Origin of the sequence: Lentilactobacillus sunkii DSM 19904 (assembly GCF_001435575.1) — a bacterium.
Taxonomy (GTDB): domain Bacteria; phylum Bacillota; class Bacilli; order Lactobacillales; family Lactobacillaceae; genus Lentilactobacillus; species Lentilactobacillus sunkii.
The window spans coordinates 1-21,356 of sequence record NZ_AZEA01000031.1 but is presented as its reverse complement, the minus strand read 5'-3'; the positions used below and the strand labels follow the sequence as shown (position 1 = coordinate 21,356).

The 21,356-nt window shown below is 43.0% G+C and carries 16 protein-coding genes; 11 read left to right on the top strand and 5 right to left on the bottom strand.

Features of this window, described 5'->3' with window-relative positions:
- The first annotated feature begins 453 nt into the window (after positions 1–453).
- On the top strand, positions 454–660 hold the full coding sequence (locus FD17_RS11880; protein WP_057826394.1) for a DUF3923 family protein: 207 nt from the start codon (positions 454–456) through the stop codon (positions 658–660).
- A gap of 25 nt (positions 661–685) precedes the next feature.
- On the top strand, positions 686–1,441 hold the full coding sequence (locus tag FD17_RS11875; RefSeq protein WP_057826393.1) for an SDR family oxidoreductase: 756 nt from the start codon (positions 686–688) through the stop codon (positions 1,439–1,441).
- A gap of 79 nt (positions 1,442–1,520) precedes the next feature.
- On the opposite strand, the gene FD17_RS11870 is transcribed toward FD17_RS11875, so the two are convergent.
- Positions 1,521–2,495 (bottom strand): 2-hydroxyacid dehydrogenase family protein, encoded by a 975-nt coding sequence (locus FD17_RS11870; RefSeq protein WP_057826392.1) that lies wholly within the window; start codon positions 2,493–2,495, stop codon positions 1,521–1,523.
- A 573-nt stretch (positions 2,496–3,068) separates the two neighbouring features.
- Here FD17_RS11870 and brnQ point away from each other — a divergent pair.
- Complete coding sequence (brnQ, locus tag FD17_RS11865; RefSeq protein WP_057826391.1) at positions 3,069–4,472, top strand: branched-chain amino acid transport system II carrier protein; 1,404 nt, start codon at positions 3,069–3,071, stop codon at positions 4,470–4,472.
- A gap of 90 nt (positions 4,473–4,562) precedes the next feature.
- Here brnQ and FD17_RS11860 read toward each other — a convergent pair whose 3' ends face one another.
- Positions 4,563–5,177, bottom strand: coding sequence for a hydrolase (locus tag FD17_RS11860; protein WP_057826390.1), 615 nt, complete (start codon positions 5,175–5,177; stop codon positions 4,563–4,565).
- A gap of 259 nt (positions 5,178–5,436) precedes the next feature.
- On the opposite strand from FD17_RS11860, the gene FD17_RS11855 reads away from it, so the two are divergent.
- A complete protein-coding gene (locus FD17_RS11855; protein WP_235803222.1) occupies positions 5,437–6,054 on the top strand; it encodes a peptidoglycan recognition protein family protein in 618 nt (205 codons plus the stop codon).
- A gap of 102 nt (positions 6,055–6,156) precedes the next feature.
- Entirely contained in the window at positions 6,157–7,062 is a 906-nt protein-coding gene (locus FD17_RS11850) for a metal ABC transporter solute-binding protein (RefSeq protein WP_057826389.1), read from the top strand.
- A 180-nt stretch (positions 7,063–7,242) separates the two neighbouring features.
- On the opposite strand, the gene FD17_RS11845 is transcribed toward FD17_RS11850, so the two are convergent.
- The 3 genes from FD17_RS11845 to FD17_RS11835 form a co-directional block, all read right to left on the bottom strand.
- Positions 7,243–8,406 (bottom strand): GH25 family lysozyme, encoded by a 1,164-nt coding sequence (locus FD17_RS11845; protein WP_057826388.1) that lies wholly within the window; start codon positions 8,404–8,406, stop codon positions 7,243–7,245.
- Positions 8,407–8,478: 72 nt separating this feature from the next.
- Entirely contained in the window at positions 8,479–8,676 is a 198-nt protein-coding gene (locus FD17_RS11840; protein ID WP_057826387.1) for a hypothetical protein, read from the bottom strand.
- 16 nt (positions 8,677–8,692) lie between these two features.
- Positions 8,693–9,649 carry an AraC family transcriptional regulator gene (locus FD17_RS11835; protein WP_057826386.1) on the bottom strand — a complete coding sequence of 319 codons (957 nt, stop codon included), beginning with the start codon at positions 9,647–9,649 and terminating at the stop codon, positions 8,693–8,695.
- Positions 9,650–10,058: 409 nt separating this feature from the next.
- On the opposite strand from FD17_RS11835, the gene FD17_RS11830 reads away from it, so the two are divergent.
- From FD17_RS11830 to FD17_RS11805, 6 genes are all read left to right on the top strand, one after another.
- The gene (locus tag FD17_RS11830; RefSeq protein ID WP_057826385.1) at positions 10,059–11,480 is read left to right on the top strand and encodes an MFS transporter; all 1,422 of its coding nucleotides are present in this window, start codon (positions 10,059–10,061) and stop codon (positions 11,478–11,480) included.
- Between the two features lie 39 nt (positions 11,481–11,519).
- Entirely contained in the window at positions 11,520–13,478 is a 1,959-nt protein-coding gene (locus FD17_RS11825; RefSeq protein ID WP_057826384.1) for a glycoside hydrolase family 127 protein, read from the top strand.
- A 337-nt stretch (positions 13,479–13,815) separates the two neighbouring features.
- The gene (locus tag FD17_RS11820) at positions 13,816–15,000 is read left to right on the top strand and encodes an MFS transporter (RefSeq protein ID WP_057826383.1); all 1,185 of its coding nucleotides are present in this window, start codon (positions 13,816–13,818) and stop codon (positions 14,998–15,000) included.
- A gap of 204 nt (positions 15,001–15,204) precedes the next feature.
- Positions 15,205–16,200 carry a LacI family DNA-binding transcriptional regulator gene (locus tag FD17_RS11815; RefSeq protein ID WP_057826395.1) on the top strand — a complete coding sequence of 332 codons (996 nt, stop codon included), beginning with the start codon at positions 15,205–15,207 and terminating at the stop codon, positions 16,198–16,200.
- 285 nt (positions 16,201–16,485) lie between these two features.
- Positions 16,486–18,297: a beta-glucuronidase gene (uidA, locus tag FD17_RS11810; protein ID WP_057826382.1), complete on the top strand. Its 1,812-nt coding sequence runs from the start codon at positions 16,486–16,488 to the stop codon at positions 18,295–18,297.
- Between the two features lie 106 nt (positions 18,298–18,403).
- Complete coding sequence (locus FD17_RS11805; protein ID WP_057826381.1) at positions 18,404–20,956, top strand: glycosyl hydrolase; 2,553 nt, start codon at positions 18,404–18,406, stop codon at positions 20,954–20,956.
- The last annotated feature ends 400 nt before the right edge of the window (positions 20,957–21,356 follow it).

Below are 21,356 nucleotides of genomic sequence, written 5' to 3'. Positions count from 1 at the left end.
TCTTTGTCTAACTTTTCTGTTGCACTTCATTTTGGAATGATTGCTTTGTTTCGTTAAATGGCCGGGGCCAGCCGACTGACGCACGTTTCCGCTAGGTAGTAGTAGCGATCCCCCGGTTTTGGGATGATTGCTGAAGGTCCTTAAATGGCCGGAGCCAGCCGACTGATGCACGTTTCCGCTAGATAGCAGTAGCGATCCCTGTTTTTGGAATGAGTGCTTTAAGCCCTTAAATGGCCGGGATCAGCCGTTCGAAGCACGTTTCTGCTAGATAGAAGTTGTGATCCTGTCTTTGGGGATGATTGCTGAAGGCCCTTAAATGGCCGGAGCCAGCCGACTGACGCACGTTTTCACTAGGGCACCATACACCCATCTATTTCATTGACTCCAGAATACAAGCAGTCCATGATAATTGTGAAGACTTCAAGGAGTTGATTAAAACGGGGGGCGTTCAACATGAAACGAAGGGCCTGGTGGATTACAAATTTAATTCTGATCGTTATATTTGCGGCAATAGCATTATTTCTCATGCTGCGAAAAGTTGACGGCAGTGGTGCAGTTCAGACAATGTCTAATCGACTGGCCGCTGAGGTTGTCCTTGGCATAGTCTTCTTGATTGTGAGCATCATCCAACTTGTTTTGCTGCGATTTGTGAAGAAGTAAAAAAACTATCATGGAGGCCAACAAAATGGCAGAAAATAAACCGACATTAACCTTAATAACCGGTGCCGATAAGGGGATCGGCTTTGAAACGGCGATGTCCTTAGCGAAACTAGGTCATCCTATTCTGCTCGGCTCTCGTAATCGGGAACGCGGCCAGGAAGCTGTCAATCGGATTAGAAATGCAGGGTATCATGCTGATCTCTTGGTACTCGATGTAACAAATCCAGATGATATTCAAAGAGCAAAAAAGACTGTGACTGAAAATACTGGTTATTTGGATATTTTGATCAATAACGCCGGCATCGCCTTGGATAATCACGAGGATGCTGCAACTTTATCTACCGACACGATTCGTAAAGAGTTTGATGTCAATTTCTTTGGCACGGTCAGCATGATTCAGGCATTTATTCCATTGTTGAAGAAATCCAAGTCAGGCAAAATTATCAACGTTTCCAGCAATATGGGATCACTGGGGTTGGCATCGGATCCTCATTCAAGATTCTACAACGTGAGTTCTCTGGGTTACCAGTCTTCAAAGGCTGCAGTCAACTTTGCGACTATCACGTTTGCCAAAGAATTAGCTGATACCAATATTACGGTTAATTCAGTGAATCCTGGCTGGACTGCAACCGGATTTGGTGGTCGGGATACTAATCAGCCCGCACCGGCAGGGATGCAGTCGGTCCAAGAAGGCGCCCAACAGATTATCAAATTGGCAAGTGATGCCCGAAATAATTTGAATGGTACGTTTACGGAAAACGATGGGATTTTGCCATGGTAAGCAGTAACGGACACAACAGTGAAACTAAAAAAACGAGACCGGGAAAAATTTCCCGATCTCGTTTCCTTTATCCAATTAATTAAAGTTCGACACCATTAATGATGTAGTCAGGCTTGTTACCTTTATCCATCGCAACAGTATTCTTAGCAACAATTTCAGCCATCGCATCACGTGCTTCAACAGTTGCGTTACCGATATGAGGTGTCAAAATGACATTCTTCAATGACTTGAATCCGTCATCGACTTTAGGTTCAGCCTCGTAAACATCCAAGCCGGCACCTGCAATTTCGTGATTCTTCAAAGCATCAAGTAAAGCAGCTTCGTCAATCAGTGGACCACGAGCAGCGTTGATCAGCATTGCACTGTCTTTCATTTCCTTGAATTGTTCGGCACCAATCAGATGGTGGGTTTCAGGGGTTGCAGGAGCGTGCAGGGTAATGACATCGGCGTTTTTAACGATGTCGTCAACACTGGCGAACTTGGCACCCAACTTTTCTTCAGTTGCTGAATCGAGTTGGTGACGTTGATTGTAGAGAATCTTCATGTCAAATGCATGCATTCTCTTGGCAACGGCCTGGCCAATTTGACCCATACCGATAATTCCCAAAGTCTTGCCTGCTAGTTCATGGCCTAAGAAGAATAGTGGTGCCCAGCCGGTGAAGCCCTTTGTCCGCATCAGTTGGTCGCCTTCAACAACCCGGTGAGCCAAGCTGATCATTAACGCACATGTGACTTCAGCCGTTGAAGTGGTTGAAACCTTTGGCGTGTTGGTAACCGGAATACCCTTTGATTTGGCATACTCGGTGTCGATATTATTAAATCCGGCACCATAGTTTGCAATCAACTTCAAGTTTGGCGCTGCGTCGATCACATCAGAATCAACTTTTGTGGAAAGTGGTGTGATCAAAAAGTCCTTATCGGCAACCCGTTTGCTCAACTCATCCTTTGTGATGAGGTTTTGACTATCATCAAATACATCAATATCCAAGCCGGCATCCTTGAGAATGTTCATTGCGTGTTCCGGAATCCTACCTGCGATTAATACTTTTGACATAAACTCACTCCCTATCAAATATTTCATACAATTCCATTATAGGGCATATCGGGGCTGAAATGAAACCGCTTCCCAAAATTCTTTTTTATTTGCAAACGAAATTATTTCGGATTTACATGTTGACATGGTGCTGTGAGACGTCTAGTATAATTGTTAAATAATTAGAAAACGCTGTGAGAAAGTTGAGTAGCGTTGTGACATCCTGAAGCGAGCTTCGTTTGGTGAGAGGAAGCAGGATCAACAACGTGAAAATCCCTTTTGAGCGATGTACCGAAGAATGATAAGTAACGTGCATTGGTGACACCCATTATCGTGTTAGCGTATCGCTTCTTGGAGGCCGTACGTGAAAGGCAGTTTTAGTGATAATTCTGCAAATATAAGGTGGTACAGTGCAGTAGGCGCCCTTAGTTCAGCATTAGCTGGATTAGGGGCGCTTTTTATTTTTCTTCAGTACATAGTTTTCTGATCAATCATTTTAAGAAAAGAGTTGGTGGAAATGAAATCCCAGATTGACATTAGTCAGATTAGAATCGAAATTCGCAAAATATTGAAAACAAAAGGAGATATACATTTATGCAAGAATTACACGACTTGAATCCAAACCCATTACGAAAACGTGACTACTTTGTGGTCAGCTCAATGCTCTTTGGCCTGTTCTTTGGGGCCGGCAACCTGATTTTCCCAATTCATCTGGGACAGCTTGCAGGTGCTCATTGGGTGCTGGCAGCCCTGGGATTTCTGGTAACGGCGGTGTTATTGCCGCTATTATCCGTATTGGCAGTCAGTGTCACCCGTTCGGAAGGGGTCTATGATATTGGTAAACCGCTTGGCCCAGTCTTTGCTTTGGCCTTCATGGTTATGATTCACGCCACCATCGGCCCATTGTTCGGAACACCCCGGACCGCAACGGTTCCATTCAGTGTTGGGGTTCAGCCATTATTGCCGGCATCAATGGCCCACGTTGGCCTACTGGTATTCTCAGCCGTATTCTTTGGCCTGGCTTTTCTGGTTTCTTACAAAGAATCCAATGTTATGACATCGGTTGGTAAAGTTTTGAATCCTGTCTTTTTAGTGCTATTATTCAGTGTTTTTGCTCTAGGATTTGCTAACCCAATGGGTGTTGCCGGGAAGCAGGCAGTTACCGCTGCTTACAAGAATGATTCATTTTTCAACGGTTTCCTGCAAGGCTATAACACAATGGATGCCCTGGCTGGTTTGGCGTTCGGAGTTACCGTTGTAACTGCCGTCCGTCAGCTTGGTAAAACGAAACCCAGCAGTAATGCCAAAGTCACTGCCAAAGCCGGTGTCTTTGCGACTGCCGCAATCGGTTTGATCTATCTTGGATTGATCTGGTTAGGCTCAACCACCCTTTCAACATACAAAGTTTCCGCTGATGGTGGGGTTGCCTTCAACCAGTTGGTTACCTATTATCTTGGCGGATTCGGTCATGCATTACTTGCAACCTTGTTGACCGTTACTTGTTTGACAACCGCCGTTGGACTGGTTGCCGCTTTTGCCCAAGATTTTCACAATCATTTCTCGAAGGTCAGTTACCGTGGGTGGTTAGGCTTTATGTGTTTGGCATCATTTGGAACTGCCAACTTTGGTCTTGATACTATCATCCAGTGGTCAACACCAATGCTGATGTTCTTATATCCATTCGCCATGGTTTTGATCCTGTTGTCAGTCTTCTCACCATTGTTCGACCGTGATCCATTGGTTTACGCTTTAGTCGTCGGTTTCACCACCGTTCCAGCCTTGTTGGACATGGTGGCTGCCTTCCCACCAGTCGTTAGCCAAAGTGGTTTCGGCCAAGCTCTGGGTGCCTTCCAGCAGCACGTCCTGTCATTCGCCAGTCTGGGAATGGACTGGGTCGTACCTGCAGCTGCCGGTGCCGTTCTTGGCCTTGGACTGCATTTTCTCCGTCCTGTTTTGGGCAGAGCGAAAGCCGCTTCTTCTGAAGAGAATAACGATTAATTAACATAGTAGATTCCAAAACACGAAAAAGATCATTGGACGTGCCCAACTTGGCAGCTCAATGATCTTTTTGCATCGGTAACAATTATTTTATAGATTAGTGAACGCACCATTCTCCTGAAGTAACTTCACGAATCCAGGTACGGTGTCCTGTCTGTTCCAATCACGCTGTAATTCACACAATAATTGTGGAATGGTGATCAGGTGGGCGCCTGCTTGTTCTACTCGGCGGAGTGCTGTTTCATGAGCAATGGTGGAAGTGCCGCCAACTGCATCGACAACCGGATAGACATCGTAGCCCTCAGCGATCGCATCCAGAGTTGGGAAGGTTAAACATGCTTCAGTCCATAAAGCAAGGATGATGATTTTCTTTCGGCCAGTGGCTTTGATTGCTTCGTTATAATCTTTGTCTTCCCAGGCATTGATTGATGAACGGTCATAGGAAGGGATGTCGCCGACAACGTCCTTGATTGGTTTAACCGTATCCGAATTACGCTGATTATGGGCATTAACAGTTGAAAGAATAATCGGCAGGTTGTAAAGCTTGGCTGTTTTCGCTACCAGTGAGGCATTTTCAAGTAAATCAGAATGTCTCATCGAGCCGATTGAGCCGACTTGAACCGGTTGGTAATCAATGATGGTTAATAATGAATTATCAGGTGATAATAAGCGGTCATCTGATCCACGTTTGTCAAAACTTGTCATAGATAAATTCCTCCTCATAAGTAAATTCACAGTGTTTTTGAATTCGCTTACATCATACAACTGGAAAAAGGGTGATACCACTAATTACACCTTGGCGGAAATCAATCTGGAAAGGCATGGCTAATTGTTGAAAAAATCAGCTTAAAGACTAACATTGAAATTAGATGAAAATTTTCAAAATAATTCAAAAGTGGCGACAAATGGGATGTTGAAAAAAGTCTTTCTAACAGTTTTTACAGTAGTTATTTCAATATTAATGATGGGGGCTGTGAATTCACAGGCCAGTAGTTCGAAAGTAAACAACTACATTGCGAGTCATAACATTAAACACAACAGTGTTTCCAAACAGATTTGGAGTGGATTCCCCCGCAATAAGTACCGTCATGGTAAGAACAAACCAGAGGGTGTCGTTGTTCACGAAACTGGTAATTCCAGTTCAAATATTTGGGGTGAAATTGCCTATATGAAGAAGAACTACCGTAATGCCTTTGTTCACACCTTCGTTGATAGTGGCCACATTATCAATATTGCCAGCACTAAATACCTGTGTTGGGGAGTTGGTTATCCTGGGAATGCCCGCTTTGTTCAATTTGAGCAGGTTCAAATGCATCATAAGAAGTCCTTTGCCGAAGAAGTGGAAAATGCAGCTTACTACACAGCTTATATATTGAAGGAATATCACCTGAAGCCAAATGATGCCTGCTACGATGGCAAGGGGACAGTCTGGTCTCACAGAGCAGTTGCCCATTATCTCGGTGGATCTGATCACACTGATCCGAACGGTTATTATAAGAACCGTGGTAAAAAGTATTTTCATCAATCATATACGATGAGTCAGTTCTACAAGCTGGTGTTGACGAATTACGGTAATTTGTGATTTCAAGATTGATCAAATTCATGAAAATTAGCTTTACATCCTAAACCTTTTAGCTTATTATCAAAGAGTAACCATTACTATTTGCAGAGGAGAGGATATTTCATGTTACATAAATTATCAGGGCTAAAGGCAGCATTGTTAGCACTTGTTGTCGTTGCCCTTGGGATCGGTCTTGCAGGTTGTTCCAGTAATTCTGCATCCAGCAACGGTAAAATCAAAATCACTGCGACAACGGATTTTTACGGTGAGGTTGCCAAAGCGGTTGCCGGCAATAAAGGGGATGTGACTTCAATTATCACTAACCCCAACGTTGACCCCCATGATTACCAAGCTTCAACTAAGGTTGCTAAAGAGACAGTTGGATCTAAAATTGTGATTGCCAACGGAATTGGCTATGACGGCTGGATGAATAATTTGGTCAAGGATAGCAGCAAGGTTGATTACATCAAAGTCGGCGAAGACTTGATGAACAAAAAGAATGGCGATAATCCCCACCTTTGGTATAATCCGGCAACGATGCCCAAGTTGGCAAATACGATCGCTGACAAATTGGGTAAGCTGCAGCCAAAGAACAAGGCATATTTTAAGAAGAACGCTAAGAAGTACATTGCTTCATTGAAGCCAATCAATGCCAAGATTGCCGAATTGAAGCAGGTTGCCTCAACTAAGAAGAACAAAGACGTTTATGTCAGTGAACCAGTGTTTGATTACGCACTTGAAGCAACTGGCTTTAAAGTTGGTGACCCTGCTTTTGAAAATGACACGGAAAAGGGCGTCGATCCTTCACCACAAACAATCCGAACCATGCAAAACGGCATTAAGAATCATAAAATTGCCTTCTTTGTTTTTAACAAGCAGGTGGACAGTAAGACAGTTAATAATCTGGTTGCACTCGCTAAGAAGAACAAAGTACCCGTATTGCCTGTAACCGAAACCTTGCCAGCTGATAAAGATTATGTGAGCTGGATGGATTCACAGTATGCGGAACTGATTAATATTTTGAAATAGGTGTTTAATAATATACATCAAAAGCCTCCAAACCGATAGATGAAATCATATCTACCAGCTTGGAGGCTTTTTATGTGAAAAATGAAATTAGCATGTACATAAATGGCGTGAGAATTCTGGCTTTTAGACAGCAAAAACGACTTATCAAAATTGTGTTTTGATAAGTCGTCTATTTTCAAACTAATTACTGCCACTGGTTAGGTAACCACGCCAGATCCAGCCGCCGTGATTACCAACGGTGCTCTTAACGTGATAGTAAATGGCATACTTGCCTGTGTTCTTCTTATAAAGTTTCTCGTGAGCATCAGTTACCCAGGTAACATCAGGCAGATCAGCGTTGTACCCGTAACGGGTGCCTAAGTGTTTGGAGTAACGAGCACCCTTGGTTGTGGTGTAGTAATGCTGACCCATTGCTGACCGCCATACCAGTCTCACCGATGCGGATCGGGCTGCTGAGTATTGCTTACCAGCCGATGGACCAGGTACCAAGACAACCGATCCCTTGTTCTTCGAGTTCTTACTTGAAGTTGAGGATGAGCTGGCTGAAGATGCCGACGATGCGGATGAAGCAGAGCTTGAACTGCTGCTCGATGATCCACCAGTCCCGTTATTTGATGGTGTAACGGTTCCTGAATTCAAATAATAACTGTTATTCATTTGACTAACATCCAGGTTTTGCGCAATGGATGGGAATCTGTAATCAGATGCCCATTGCCATGCGTTGGCGTTTGGATACTTGTTACCGGTTGGTGTGCCAGGATAATCGGCAATCCAACCTTGGTTGGTGGTATTGGTGTCGATATGAACACCAAGCCAACTGGCCATGGTATACAAATCAGTCTTGTTATAACCGGCTTGATTCAACGCAGTGTCAAACGCAGCTAAATTTGCATCATTTTGGGCTTTTGAAACCCCAGCCAATTCTGAAGACTCAAAATCGGCAACCATGACAACATTAGTTGAACTGGTAACTGATTTAACAGAATTGATAAACTGTTGAGCTTCAGCCTGAGCTTGGGCAACCGATGTGAAATGAACAAAGTGATAAAAGTTAACACTTAATCCAGCCTGTTGCGCATATTGAACTTGTTGAAGCAGGTAGGGGTTGGTATAGCCGGTACCCTCTGAAGCCTTGATTGTAACGGCGGTAACGCCATTTTGTGCAAGTGTTTGATAATTTGCGGCCGTCAAATTGGACTGCCAGCTTGAGACGTCAACCATATTGGCGGTTGGCTGAGAACTTGATGGTGTCAGGGCAGCATTGGCTGTCGTTGATGTGCCAAGAAGAATTCCCCCGGCAAGAAGTCCAAGGACTGCCATGCCATTTTTAATATATTTTCTCATATTCTTCAACTCCCATCTATGTATCTGCGTCAAGTTGATACTAACATGAATGGGCGGGTTACGAAAGCATGTTTACTTATTGTTGCGGCTTCTTCGATCAAGTGAAAAGCTCCAGTAAATAGCTAGTAATAATACAGCGGCAATTGTAATGGTTGTCATGTTATTTGCCATTGCATGGGTACTTACCTGCCACGCAACATAAATGAGTGCAAGCTGGAAGATCCATGACAAGATGGACTGACCGGCAAATTTTTTTGTAAATAATTTCATTAGATAGTTCCTCCTATTATTCTGGAATGTCGCCATTTTCAGGGATGTAATCAATTGAGTCAGCGATCCGCTTTGGAATTGGGATTTGTGGATCGACGTGGGGATTATTAAGATGAATCAAGTTGTAGGACTTCCGATACTCAGTCGGCGAAAGCCCGGTTTCACTCTTGAAACGGCGCATAAAGACTTTTGGATCGTTAAAGTACGAGTTGTCGGCAATCTGCTTGATTGACATGTCAGTCCGAATCAGTAGAAGAATTGCCACTTCAATTTTGACGTGGTTTAAATACTGGAGCGTGGTCATGCCGGTGCAATGCTTGAACAATCTGGTCAAATAATCCGGGTTGAGGTGGCTCCTGTCCGCAATCTCGGCAACCGTCAGGGTACTCGACATGTTGGCACGGATCCATTCCTTGAGGTTGTTAATTCGAGAGCTGTCTTCACTGGAGTCCGGCCGGTTGAAATATGATTTGTAGAGCTGAATCAGAAGGGCAGATACCAGATAATCTCGTTCTTCAATGAAGGAAAGTTCATTATGAATTGACAAAATTTGGTGGATGAGAATCGTTGCTTGTTCATAATCATCGAGCTTAAAGGTTCGCGGTAAGAAGATTTGCCGTTTCTTGGCGGTGTTCTTGTTAGCTTTGACCTGCTCTGTTAAATCTCCCTCATCAGCTTCAAGTGTGTCTTCCTTATGCTGAGAGAAGAAATGAACCCAGTAAAAGTCAACGTCGCCGGGCGAATCCTGATAACCATAGAATGTGGTAAATGGTGGGATTATCAGGACTTCGTGAGCATTTAGGGTGTATCTCATATCACCAATTTGGAGATAGATGGGACCTTTGATACAAAGAATCAGTTCATAATCGCCTTTATGGTACATCCTGCGGTGATGCCAACCCTTATGTGCAAGGAATTCACCGCCTTTGTAATATAGTAATGTTTTTTCCATTGTGAACGTTGAGAACAACATTTTAAGCCAACCTCCTATCGATGTCGGAAACGGTCACCAAACATACATAATAGTAATATTTCCGCTAGGTCGGAAATGGTTACCAAATGTTCAAAACAGTGCTAATAGTGGCCTCATAACGCTACCCAAAGACCGCGTTATATTGCAACTGGTCGGATACCATCACTTCTTTTGCTATTATAGACCTTTTTTTCTTGTTTGGAAACGCTTACTATTAACTTTGTTAAAACAAGTTATGTTTTGAACGTTTCATTCTTGATGAAAGGGAGTTGAAGATCATGGTTCAAATTTGCTATCGGTTTAGAAGCTCACCAACTTTTTAGTCAAAATGGTTTCAATGTATTAGCAATAATTTTTCACCTCATCATGTAAGCGATTCAATAAAATTTATTTATTTGGAGGAATTATCATGAGCTCAAATGCAAACGTAGATTCAAATACAGCAAGTGCTCAAGCATTACTTAACAATGACACTTTGCCATGGCACAGAAAGATCACATACGGTTTTACCGATATGTCTGGTAACTTATTGTACTGTATCATTAGTTCTTACATGCTTTACTTCTTCACCAACGTTTTTGGATTATCAGTCGGGACTGCTGGTGTTTTACTATTAATCGGTCGTGTCTTCGATGCCATTGGTGCTCCTGTCATGGGTATCCTGGTTGACCACACTCACAGTAAATATGGTAAGAGCCGTCCTTGGTTCTTGTGGATGTCATTACCATTTGCCATCTTCGTCTGGTTACTGTTCACCACTCCAGCATTGAGTGGCACAGCAAAAGTTGTATATGCCGGCGTTATGTATATCTTGGCTGACTTATCATATACTGCTATGTCAACTCCTATTACTTCGGTATTGCCCAACTTGACTTCAAGTACTGATGGCCGGATGCAAGCCAACTCAATTCGTTTGGTACTTGGTAACGTTGGTAACTTCTTCGCCGTAACCTTTATCATTCCATTTGCCGGCTTACTCGGTGGTGGTAACGAACAAAAAGGTTGGTCCTTAGCCGTTGGTGTTTACTCAATTGTTGCTTTCATCCTCTTGATCGTTGCCTTCTTGGATATGCGTGAAAAGAATATTGAAAGCGAAAAAGTTATTACTATTAAGCAAAGTTTGAAAGCCACTAAAGGTAACTGGCCTTGGGTATTAATTGTTGTTGCCAACCTGGCTTACTGGACTGCATTTATCGTTCGTAACGCTTCAATGCCTTATTACTTCCAGTACAATATGGGCAGTAAAGATTTAATTTCATTCTTCAACGGATTCACTATCATCCAAGTTATTGGGATGGCTTCAGTTCCATTCTTCGTTAAATTCATGCACAAGTGGGGAACCACAATCTTCTTCCTGCTTATGACAATGGTTGGTCAAGCATGGGTTGGTTTTGCAGGTACAAACGTTACTTCTGCATTAATCGGTTGGTGTGTCGCATGTATCGGTTCTGGTAGTGCCTGCACAATGTTCTTTGCCATGGTCGGTGATACTGTTGACTTTGGTGAATGGAAGACCGGTGTCCGTGCCAACGGATTCTTAACTGCCATTGGTGCTTCATTCTGTATCCAAATGGGTTCAGGATTTGGTTCATTCATTGCTTCAATGCTTCTTAAAGGATTTGGCTTCAACGCCGCTCAAGCAACTCAATCAGCATCAAGCCTTAGTGGTATCAGCTTCACATTTGTCTGGGTTCCAATCATCATTTACGCAATCAGTGTTGTTTTGATGATTTTGTACCGTAAATGGGAAAAGCATGAACCAGTTGTTAAGGCTGATCTTGCAGCCCGTAATGCTAAAGCTGCCAAGGAAGCAGAAGCTGCTCAAGCTTAGTTTCAATGTTGATTTTACATTTTAGGAGGAAAGAGAATTATGCAAGTTTATACAACCCCAAAATTAAATAACGTCAAAGTTACTTCCGATTTCTGGAAAAGATATCGTGAACTCGTTGTTAAGGAAGTCCTTCCATATCAATGGAAAGTTATGAACGATGAAGCTGACATTTCAATTTCAGAAGATCCTCAAAACAATGGTCAGGACAAGAACAGCCACGCTATTGCCAACTTGAAGATTGCGGCTGGCGAAATGAAAGGTCATCACTATGGTTTCCCATTCCAAGACACTGATGTATACAAATGGTTGGAAGCTGCCGCATACTCATTTGGGTATCATCCAAATCCAGATTTGAAGAAAATTACTGATAACTTAATTGACTTGATTGCGAAAGCTCAAGATGATGATGGTTACTTATCAACTTACTTCCAAATCGATGCCCCAGAACGTAAATTCAAACGGCTTCAACAGTCACACGAACTCTACACAATGGGTCACTATATTGAAGCTGGTGTTGCATACCATCATGAGACGGGCAACGAAAAAGCTTTGGATATCGCTAAACGAATGGCAGACTGCATTGACCGGAACTTTGGTCTTGAAGAAGGCAAAATTCCTGGATATGATGGTCACCCCGAAATTGAATTAGCCTTGGCCCGTTTATATGAAGAAACCGGTGAGAAACGTTACCTTGATTTGGCTCACTACTTCTTGAATCAACGTGGACAAGATCCTGCTTTCTTTGAAAAACAAATTAAAGCTGATGGTGACAGTACCGACCGTGACCTGATTGCTGGTATGCGTGACTTTAAACGCGAGTATTATTTAGCAGCGGAACCAATTAAAGATCAAAAGGTTCCTCATGGTCATGCTGTCCGAGTTGTTTATCTCTGCACGGGAATGGCGTATGTTGCCCGCTACACTGGTGATAAGGATCTCTTAGCCGCCTGTGACCGCTTCTGGAATGATATCGTAAAACGTCAGATGTACATTACTGGTAACATTGGTCAGACAACCACTGGTGAAGCATTTACCTACGACTATGATTTACCAAATGATACCGATTATGGTGAAACATGTGCCTCAGTTGGAATGTCATTCTTTGCTCGTCAGATGCTTAACATTCACGCTAAGGGTGAGTATGCCGACGTTCTTGAAAAAGAATTGTTCAACGGCGCGTTAAGTGGAATGGCCCTTGATGGCAAGCACTTCTTCTACGTCAACCCGCTTGAAGCCGATCCAGCTGCTTCAAAAGGGAACCCTGGTAAGTCACACGTCCTGACTCACCGTGCCGACTGGTTTGGCTGTGCCTGCTGCCCTGCCAACCTGGCTCGTTTGATCGCTTCAGTTGATGAGTACCTGTACACCGTAAACGGCGATACGATCTTGTCACACCAGTTTATTTCAAACGATGCAGAATTTGATGACGGCTTGAAGATTTCTCAAACCAATCATTTCCCATGGAGCGGTGATATTCATTATGAAATTTCCAATCCTGATGAAAAGTCATTTAAATTAGGCATCCGGATTCCTAATTGGTCAGCAAACTTCACTTTGGAAATTAATGGTAGTGTAACCACATTGCCAGTCGATGATGGTTTCATTTATGTTGACGTTGACGCCAAGTCATTGACCATTGATCTGGAGTTGGACATGAATGTTAAGATTATGCGCGCAAACAACCGGGTAAGTAAGGATTTCGGCAAAGTTGCCATTCAACGTGGACCAGTCGTTTACGCTGCGGAACAAGCTGACAACCAAGCACCCCTTTCTTCATATGAGGTTGCCACTGATGCCAAGACCGATTACCATTTTGATGAAAAGCTGTTGGATGGTGTTGGTGTGGTGCAGGTTGCTGCCGAAAAGCAGGAACTTGACTCAATTGACGGGCCACTCTACATGGACGCAAGCAAGCCGGTTGCATCCAAATCCACTGAACTCACTATGGTACGGGCCAACCGTGAAAACGGACAAATGCGCGTTTGGCTGAACAAGTAAAAGTGATGAATTAATCTCTTGAATGCCTTTTAAGAAATACTAATTTGATGTATAGTATGACGAGATCCGGATGTTATTTCTGACATGACATCACAAACGAACCCCATTCGTAAAAGGATCCCATCCCCTCGAGTATTTTTGCTTGGGGGGATTTGTTTTGCCCTCCAAAAAGTCTTTTGAAAGCCTGTCGGTATGGCCGGTTTCAAAACATTTTCATTTTTAACGCTTACATTATGAAAATCTTTCATAAATCTATGTACCTGCTTTTCATATTGTCATATAATAAACGAAAAGCGGGGAAAGATGCTCCACTTAGGGGTTTATAGGAGGCTTAACAATGAATCGTAACTCAAAAATGATGGGATTCTCCATCTTGATGTTGTCATTATTACCAATGTCCACTGGAGCAACTGCTGCGACAATTCCAGGATTAATGAAACAATTTTCATCAGTTTCATCGGAGACTGCAGAACTAACCGTGACGATTCCTTCGTTCACAATGGCATTGATGATTGTCGTTGCAAGTTTCATTGTGAAAAGAATCGGCACCAAGAAGATGGTTCTTGCGGGGACTGCCTTGACAGCTGTGGGGGCGGGTCTTTCAATGCTCGCGCCAAACGTGTCGATCCTACTGGTTGCGCGGGCAATCATGGGGGCAGGAATTGGTGCATTTAATACGTTATGTATCAGTTTGATTGATCGACTCTACAGTGGTCAGCAGCGTGAAAGGTTATTGGGCTTTCAAAATACTTTTCAAGGGCTGGGTGCCGCCGGTGGTGCCTTGGGTGTTGGCTTGATATTGATGTATAGCAATTGGCGAATGGCATTCAGCATTTATCTGGTCAGTATCGTCCTGTTCGTACTATATTTGGTCTATGTCCCAGAGGTTCGATATGATACCGACAGTTTGAAGACCACCGATGATGGCGATGTTAAGATCTCACTTTCATCCAAGATTCAGTTTGGCTACTACTGGGTTGTCATGTTTATCCTAATGGTCTTTTATATGACCGTGAACGTTAAAATTCCGACTTATATTCTCAACAATAATTTTGGCGCATTGTCAGTCGGCTCAAGTGCTGTAGTCGTTATGTCTGTTGGAACGATTATTGGTGGGCTGATTTATGGCTACGTAGAATCCATTGCCAAAAAAGCCACATTAGTAATGGCCATTGCAATTGAGGCAATTGGCGTGTTTATGATCAGTACGGCTGCATCCGCAATTGCTTGCTTCATCGGTGCTTTTGCTGTTGGTTTCAGCTTTGGCTTGTTTATCCCATTCATTTTCTCAAAGGGCTTATCATTTGTTCCCAAAAAATATGGCAACGATGCCACCACCATCTTGATGCTGAGCACGAACGGCGCCAATTTTCTCTGCCCCTACGTCAGCAAGGCCATCAATGTTGGTGGTACCGATCGCAGTCTATTTATGATTGCGGGCATTATTGCGTCAGTACTTGGGGTTGTTGAATTGATTAAATTACTTTCGAACGATCGCCGAAGAACAGTTCCGGAATCGTAAAGTTTGTCGATTTTTACTAATCAAAATTCATTTGTGAACCTGTATATGCTATTATGCATACATGGGTTCTTTCTATTTAAAATGAATGGCTGTATGCATGATTGTTTATTGGGGTAACGGGAAGTGTTAGACTTATATTGAGTTTAATGCGAATAATGTTTAATAATAAATTCAAATCTGACGATAAATGTTATGGGTGATAAAATGACAACGATTAAGGATGTTGCGAGTGAAGCGGGAGTTTCAATATCGACAGTTTCACGAATTCTGAACTTTGACGATACACTTTCAGTGGGGGAAGATACCAGAAGAAGAGTATTGGAAGTTGCAGAAAAGCTCCAGTATAAGAAGAAGAACCGCCATGTACCAAAGGGTGGCAAGAAGATTGGAATTGTCCAATGGCATTCCGACAAAGAAGAATTAACCGACCTTTACTACCTTCAAATTCAATATGGTATTGAGAACAAAGCTGCCAGTTTGGGTGCAGGAGTCGAAAAGCTGACATTTGATTCAATCGATAAGAATCGGGTCAAAAATCTGAGTGGCATGATTGCGGTTGGTAAGTTTGATAAAACCGAAGTTCAGAGTCTAAAATCATATGACATTCCACTGGTGTTTATCGGTGAAAATTATTTGGCATACGATTGTGACAGTATCCGCAGTGACTTTGAATCGCCTGTTCGGAAAATAATTGATCGATTCATTGATCTTGGCATTAAAGATATCGGAATGATTGCCGGAAAGGAAACGACGGTCACAGAGAAGCAGGGTGTCCGTGATCCCCGAGTTCAAACGTTTGACTCATACCTTTCTGAAAAGGGATTGTTCAATGATGCATTTGTTTTCCAAGGACCGTTTGGACCTGATTCCGGATTTGAACTGATGAATACCGCGATTAAACAATTGGGCGACAAGTTGCCCCATGGCTTTCTTATTGGGAGTGACTCGATGGCTGTGGGTGTTTTGCGGGCGCTTCAGCAGCAAAATATCTCCGTTCCCGACCGGGTCAGCATCATCAGCTTTAACGATGTTGCGATTGCCAAGTATACCAGCCCAGCATTAACCACGGTGCACGTTCATACCGAACTGATGGGTGAGCGGGCCATCGAGATGTTGGACGATCGAATTAAAGATCCAAAGAAAGTTCCTGAATTAACGGTTATTTCGACCGAATTGATGGAACGGGAGAGCAGTTTATAGATATTGTAGTAAGCGATGACCAAACAGGGTCGTCGCTTTTTTACTAAATAATTACATAGATCAGCAAATGCCGCTGAATAATTCTGACTTTATTTGTAACACAAAAGATGAATAGCAATCCGATCCTTGACTGGCCGTAATCTTGTTGCGGGAAAAATAAAAAATAGTTTTACTAAAATCTATTGACTATACCCAATAATATAGTAAAATTAAGACAATGTATGAAAGAAAGCGCTTGCTAAAACATGTTCAACTATCGCTTTGACAACCTAGGAGGATTTTATAATGGAAAAAGGTTTACTTTATCCAGTTACTAACAAGTTTCGTGAAGATCAAAAATTAGACGGTTTATGGGATTTCAAGTTTGACCCAGCCGAACAGGGAGAAGCAAAGGGATGGACCACCGGATTTGATGATCCAATCAAGATGCCGGTTCCTGCCAGCTTTAATGATTTCTTTACTGATAAGGATTCTCGTGAATACACGGGCGACTTTTGGTATGCAAAGAAATTCTTCGTGCCAACCTACATGGATGGAAAAGCCATTCAATTACGTTTTGGGGCCGCTACCCACAGAGCAACGGTTTACGTAAATGGTAAGGAAATCCGTTCTCATGAAGGCGGTTTTCTTCCATTCACTGCTGATATTTCCGACGCTGTTAAGTTGGGCAAGGAAAACATTGTTGCTCTTAAGATGAACAACGAACTTCATCGTGACGCTTTGCCAGCCGGTGATACAGCTACGTTGAAGAACGGCAAGAAAATGGCAAAACCATTCTTTGACTTCTATAACTATTCAGGACTTAACCGCAGTGTGCATCTATTGGCAGTGCCTAAAGAAAATATCTACGATTATTCAACCACTTATGAAGTCAGCGATGATCAGGCAACTGTTCATTATAGTGTTGAAGCAACTAAAGATGCTGATGTAAAAGTTAGTCTTGCTGATGAAGACGGCAATGTTGTCGCAACAAGTGAAGGCAAATCTGGCGACTTGGTTGTTAAGAATCCAACTTTGTGGCAGGTCCGTGATGCTTATTTATACACAATCAAGTTTGAATTGATTGATGGCGGTAAGGCCGTTGATGAATATTCTGATGAAATTGGTTTGAGAACCATTGAGATTAAAGGCCATGAAATTCTGGTCAACCACAAGTCAGTTTACCTTCGAGGCTTTGGTCGTCATGAAGACAGTATCTATGCAGGCCGAGCATTTGATTTGAACGTTGAACGCCGTGATATGAACTTGATGGATTGGATTGGTGCCAACTCATTTAGAAGTTCTCACTATCCATATGACGAACAAGTTTATAAGTTCGCTGATCGTGAAGGAATTTTGATTACCGATGAAGTGCCTGCCGTTGGATTTAAGATGGCTGCTGCCAGCTTCTTAGGTGGTTTGGATCAATCATTCTTCGATGGTGATTGGATCGATGAACTGTACAAGAAGCACATTGATCAAGTAAGAGATATGATTAAGCGTGATAAGAATCACCCAAGTGTCCTGGCATGGAGCTTGTGCAACGAACCCGACACCTCAACTGATTCAGCGGTTCCATACTTTACCAAGTTGTTCAATGATTCTAAAGATTTGGACCCAGAAAAACGTCCAAGAACATTTACGCTTAATGAAGACGATACTTTTGAAAAGTCCAAGTGTCTTCAATTCCCTGACTTTTACTTACTGAACCGTTATCCAGGCTGGTACCATAAGTGGGGATATGAAATTTCAGATGGTGAAGCCGGCTTGAGAGCAGAACTTGACGAATGGAAGAATTCTGACATTGACAAGCCGATCGTCTTCTCTGAATATGGTGCCGATACCGAACCCGGGCTGCACAAGCTGCCATCGATCATGTGGAGTGAAGAGTATCAAATCGAATTACTCGACATGTTTGACCGAGTATTTGATTCATATGACTTCGTTCGTGGTGAACAGCCATGGAACCTGGCCGACTTCCAGACCGTTGAAGGTAACATGCGTGTTAACGGTAATAAGAAGGGAATCTTCACCCGTGACCGTCAGCCTAAGGCAGCAGCCTTCTTCCTCAAGAAGCGTTGGACATCACTACCTTTGGATTACAAAGCAGGTAAATAATAACGATTAATATGCATTAAGAAATAACCCAAATATTCTGATTGTTGAATATTTGGGTTATTTTACTAAATGGCTGAGACACTCGATATGATAAAGGAGCGTAATTATGAATCGAACAAGTTTTGCAATTGATGGCGACAAGCTGGAGCTTAATGCTGGGGATGCCAATACATTCAAGGGATTTGGCTACCTGAGCTGCAACAACTCATCAAGGCTGTTGCTTGATTATAAATGGGAACATCGTGACAGCTACGATGAAATCCTTCAAATTTTGTTTGGCGGTAAACATCCAATGATGAGAATGCTCAAAGTAGAAATGGGTGATGATGCCAATACTTCTTCAGGAACTGAACCGGCCACGGTTCGTTCGGCAACCGAAAACGCAAACGTTCGCCGAGGCGCCGGCTTTCAATTAATTGCTGACGTGAAGAAAATTCAGCCGGAATTAAAGACTTCAATTCTTCGATGGGGTGAACCCGGGTGGCTGCGGAAACTTTGGTTTAATGCGAAGTCATCCGATCCGGATAACAACATCGACAAAAAGGCGTTTGAACCCATGTACCAGTGGTACAAGAAGACCATTGTTGCGGCGTATGAAACATATGGGTATCTGATTGATTACATTGATCCTGATCGTAATGAAACCAAGCATCCAATGATTAAGTGGATTAAGTGGTTTGCGGATCGGATTGCGAACGATCATGATGAGTTTCCGAATGATTTCCCGGTTGAAAAATATAATCAGATCAAGATGATTGCTTCTGATCAAAATTATGAGCGTGATTTCGGTGACATGATGGTTGCTGATAAGGAGTTACGTGACCGCGTCCAGGCAGTTGGTTTCCATTACAATACTGATGATGGCAAGAACAAACCATTCACCAAATTGGCAGACGAATATCATCATGAAGTTTGGTACAGTGAAGGTATCGCGCCAATGACAATGGGCAGATATCGGGTTCGAGCCACTAACGGGGATGGTATTGGCGGTCGTCAAAGCGGTTTGGATGTCGCCAACCGATTGATCAAGAGTTATGTTAAATCACGCCGGAGTTTGTACATTTTCCAACCCGCAGTTTCGGCATACTATACCGGCGTTAATTACAGCCATAAGGAATTAATCAACGCCAATCGCCCATGGTCCGGCTATTATGAAGTCGATAACATTGGTTTGCAGTGCATGAAGCATTTTACGGACTTTGCCAAATCTGGCTGGGCTGATGAAGGTGCTTGGAGATATTTGACGAGCGCATGTGACAGCCAAGTTGGTGGTACTGAAAATTTGGACCATAACCGTCAGGCACCAAGCTATATGACATTGGTTGCCCCTGATAAGAACGATTACTCGATTATTTTGGATAATGACAGCAGTGAATCGCGAACTTACGAAATTGATGTTAAAAATATGGGCAATGCGGAAACCAAGCAAATCACAATATGGCAGAGCATTGGACCCAAGAGTTCTAAAGATGTTTATGACAGTCGCATGAAGCAGATTCGTGAAACCATTTCTCCAGTTGAGGGAAAAGCTGAGATTGTGGTTAATCCCCATTCAATTGTCACGGCAACAACTTTGGACCTCGCAGATGATAACGAGGTTGTCTATCATCGATTTGAAAGCCAATATGCCGATCAAACATTAGGAATTGAAAATGCCGATAATGTGTTGTATCAAGATGACTTCAGCTATACTGGTTATCCCGATGACTACCTGAAATTACGCGGTAATACGCCCCGATTCACTGCCGACCAGGGTGGTGCTTTTGAAATTGCCAACCAAGATGGTCACAATGTTCTCGAACAGGTCATTACCGAGAATCAACGAGCCAACGACTGGGAGTACTCCTTTGCCCCAAGCTTAACCGTTGGTGACGATAAGTGGTCTGATTATGAAGTTTCCGTTTCAATGAAATTCGATCATGAAACATTACAGAATTCGCCAACCGGAAACTACTTTGGAATTGGTTTGCGTGAATTGACCGATGTCAAAGGACGGCTTGAAAGTGCACCTTATGTGTTTAAAGTCTATATCGATGGTGCTTGTGAGTTGATCAAGGACGATCAGATTGTCGCTTTGGATCACGTGGATGTTTTGGATATCGCAGCTACCCATCAGATTAAATTTGCGGCTGACGGTAATCAACTGACAGCTTCAATTGACGGTAAAGTGGTATTTAAATACACGGATACGAACAATCCTCGATACAGTGGTCGTGTCAAACTTGGCAGCGGGTATTATCATACTCAGATTAGCCAATTGACCGTTAAACAGCTTTCAAGAGGAACCATCATTTCCAACCGAATTGATGATCTGGATGCCGCCGTTTTATACACTGGTGAGTGGAACCATGTCTGTGGTTTAGGCAATACTAAGTGGAATCGAACGCTTTCGACTGCAACTGCCGATCAGAGCAAGGAACCAAGCTTTGCGTTTGACTTTACCGGCACGGGATTCTCACTTATTGGTGCTCAAGAAACCCAAAGCAGCTTAAAGATTGTTGTTGACGGCGTGACGGTTGACTCAAACCGCATTCCTCAACCAGGTGACGACCGGACTGAAAATTCGGTTGTCCGTGGCTTGTCTTCAGGAAAACATCACGTTTTGATTTCTGTTGTTGGCGGTACCTATACATTGGATGCTGTTGATCAGATTAAGTAAATAGTTGAAAAAGTGCCTATGAGCGATTATTGCTCATGGGCACTTTTGAGTTATGGGGTTAGAACCTGTATCTACGATCTAGCTGCCGTGTCTTGTCATGATTGGTTTGTGGTTTTACTATGGGGTAAATGTTTTTTGTTTCACTCGGTTATATAGCAGAAACGTGTTTCGACGGCCGGCTGAAAGCCTGCCTAGCCTACTTGGCGACGGGCCTGGCACTAACTTCTAAAGACACTTTAATTAAAGCCCCAAGCCTAGGGGCTTCAATCAAAGTGTCCTTAGAAACCGTGCCACCCAGCCCTCGTCACACTCTGTTTGTGGTTTTACCATGTGATAAATGCTTTTTTTGTTTCACTCGGTTATATAGCGGAAACAGACTAAGCTTATGATGAATTAAAAC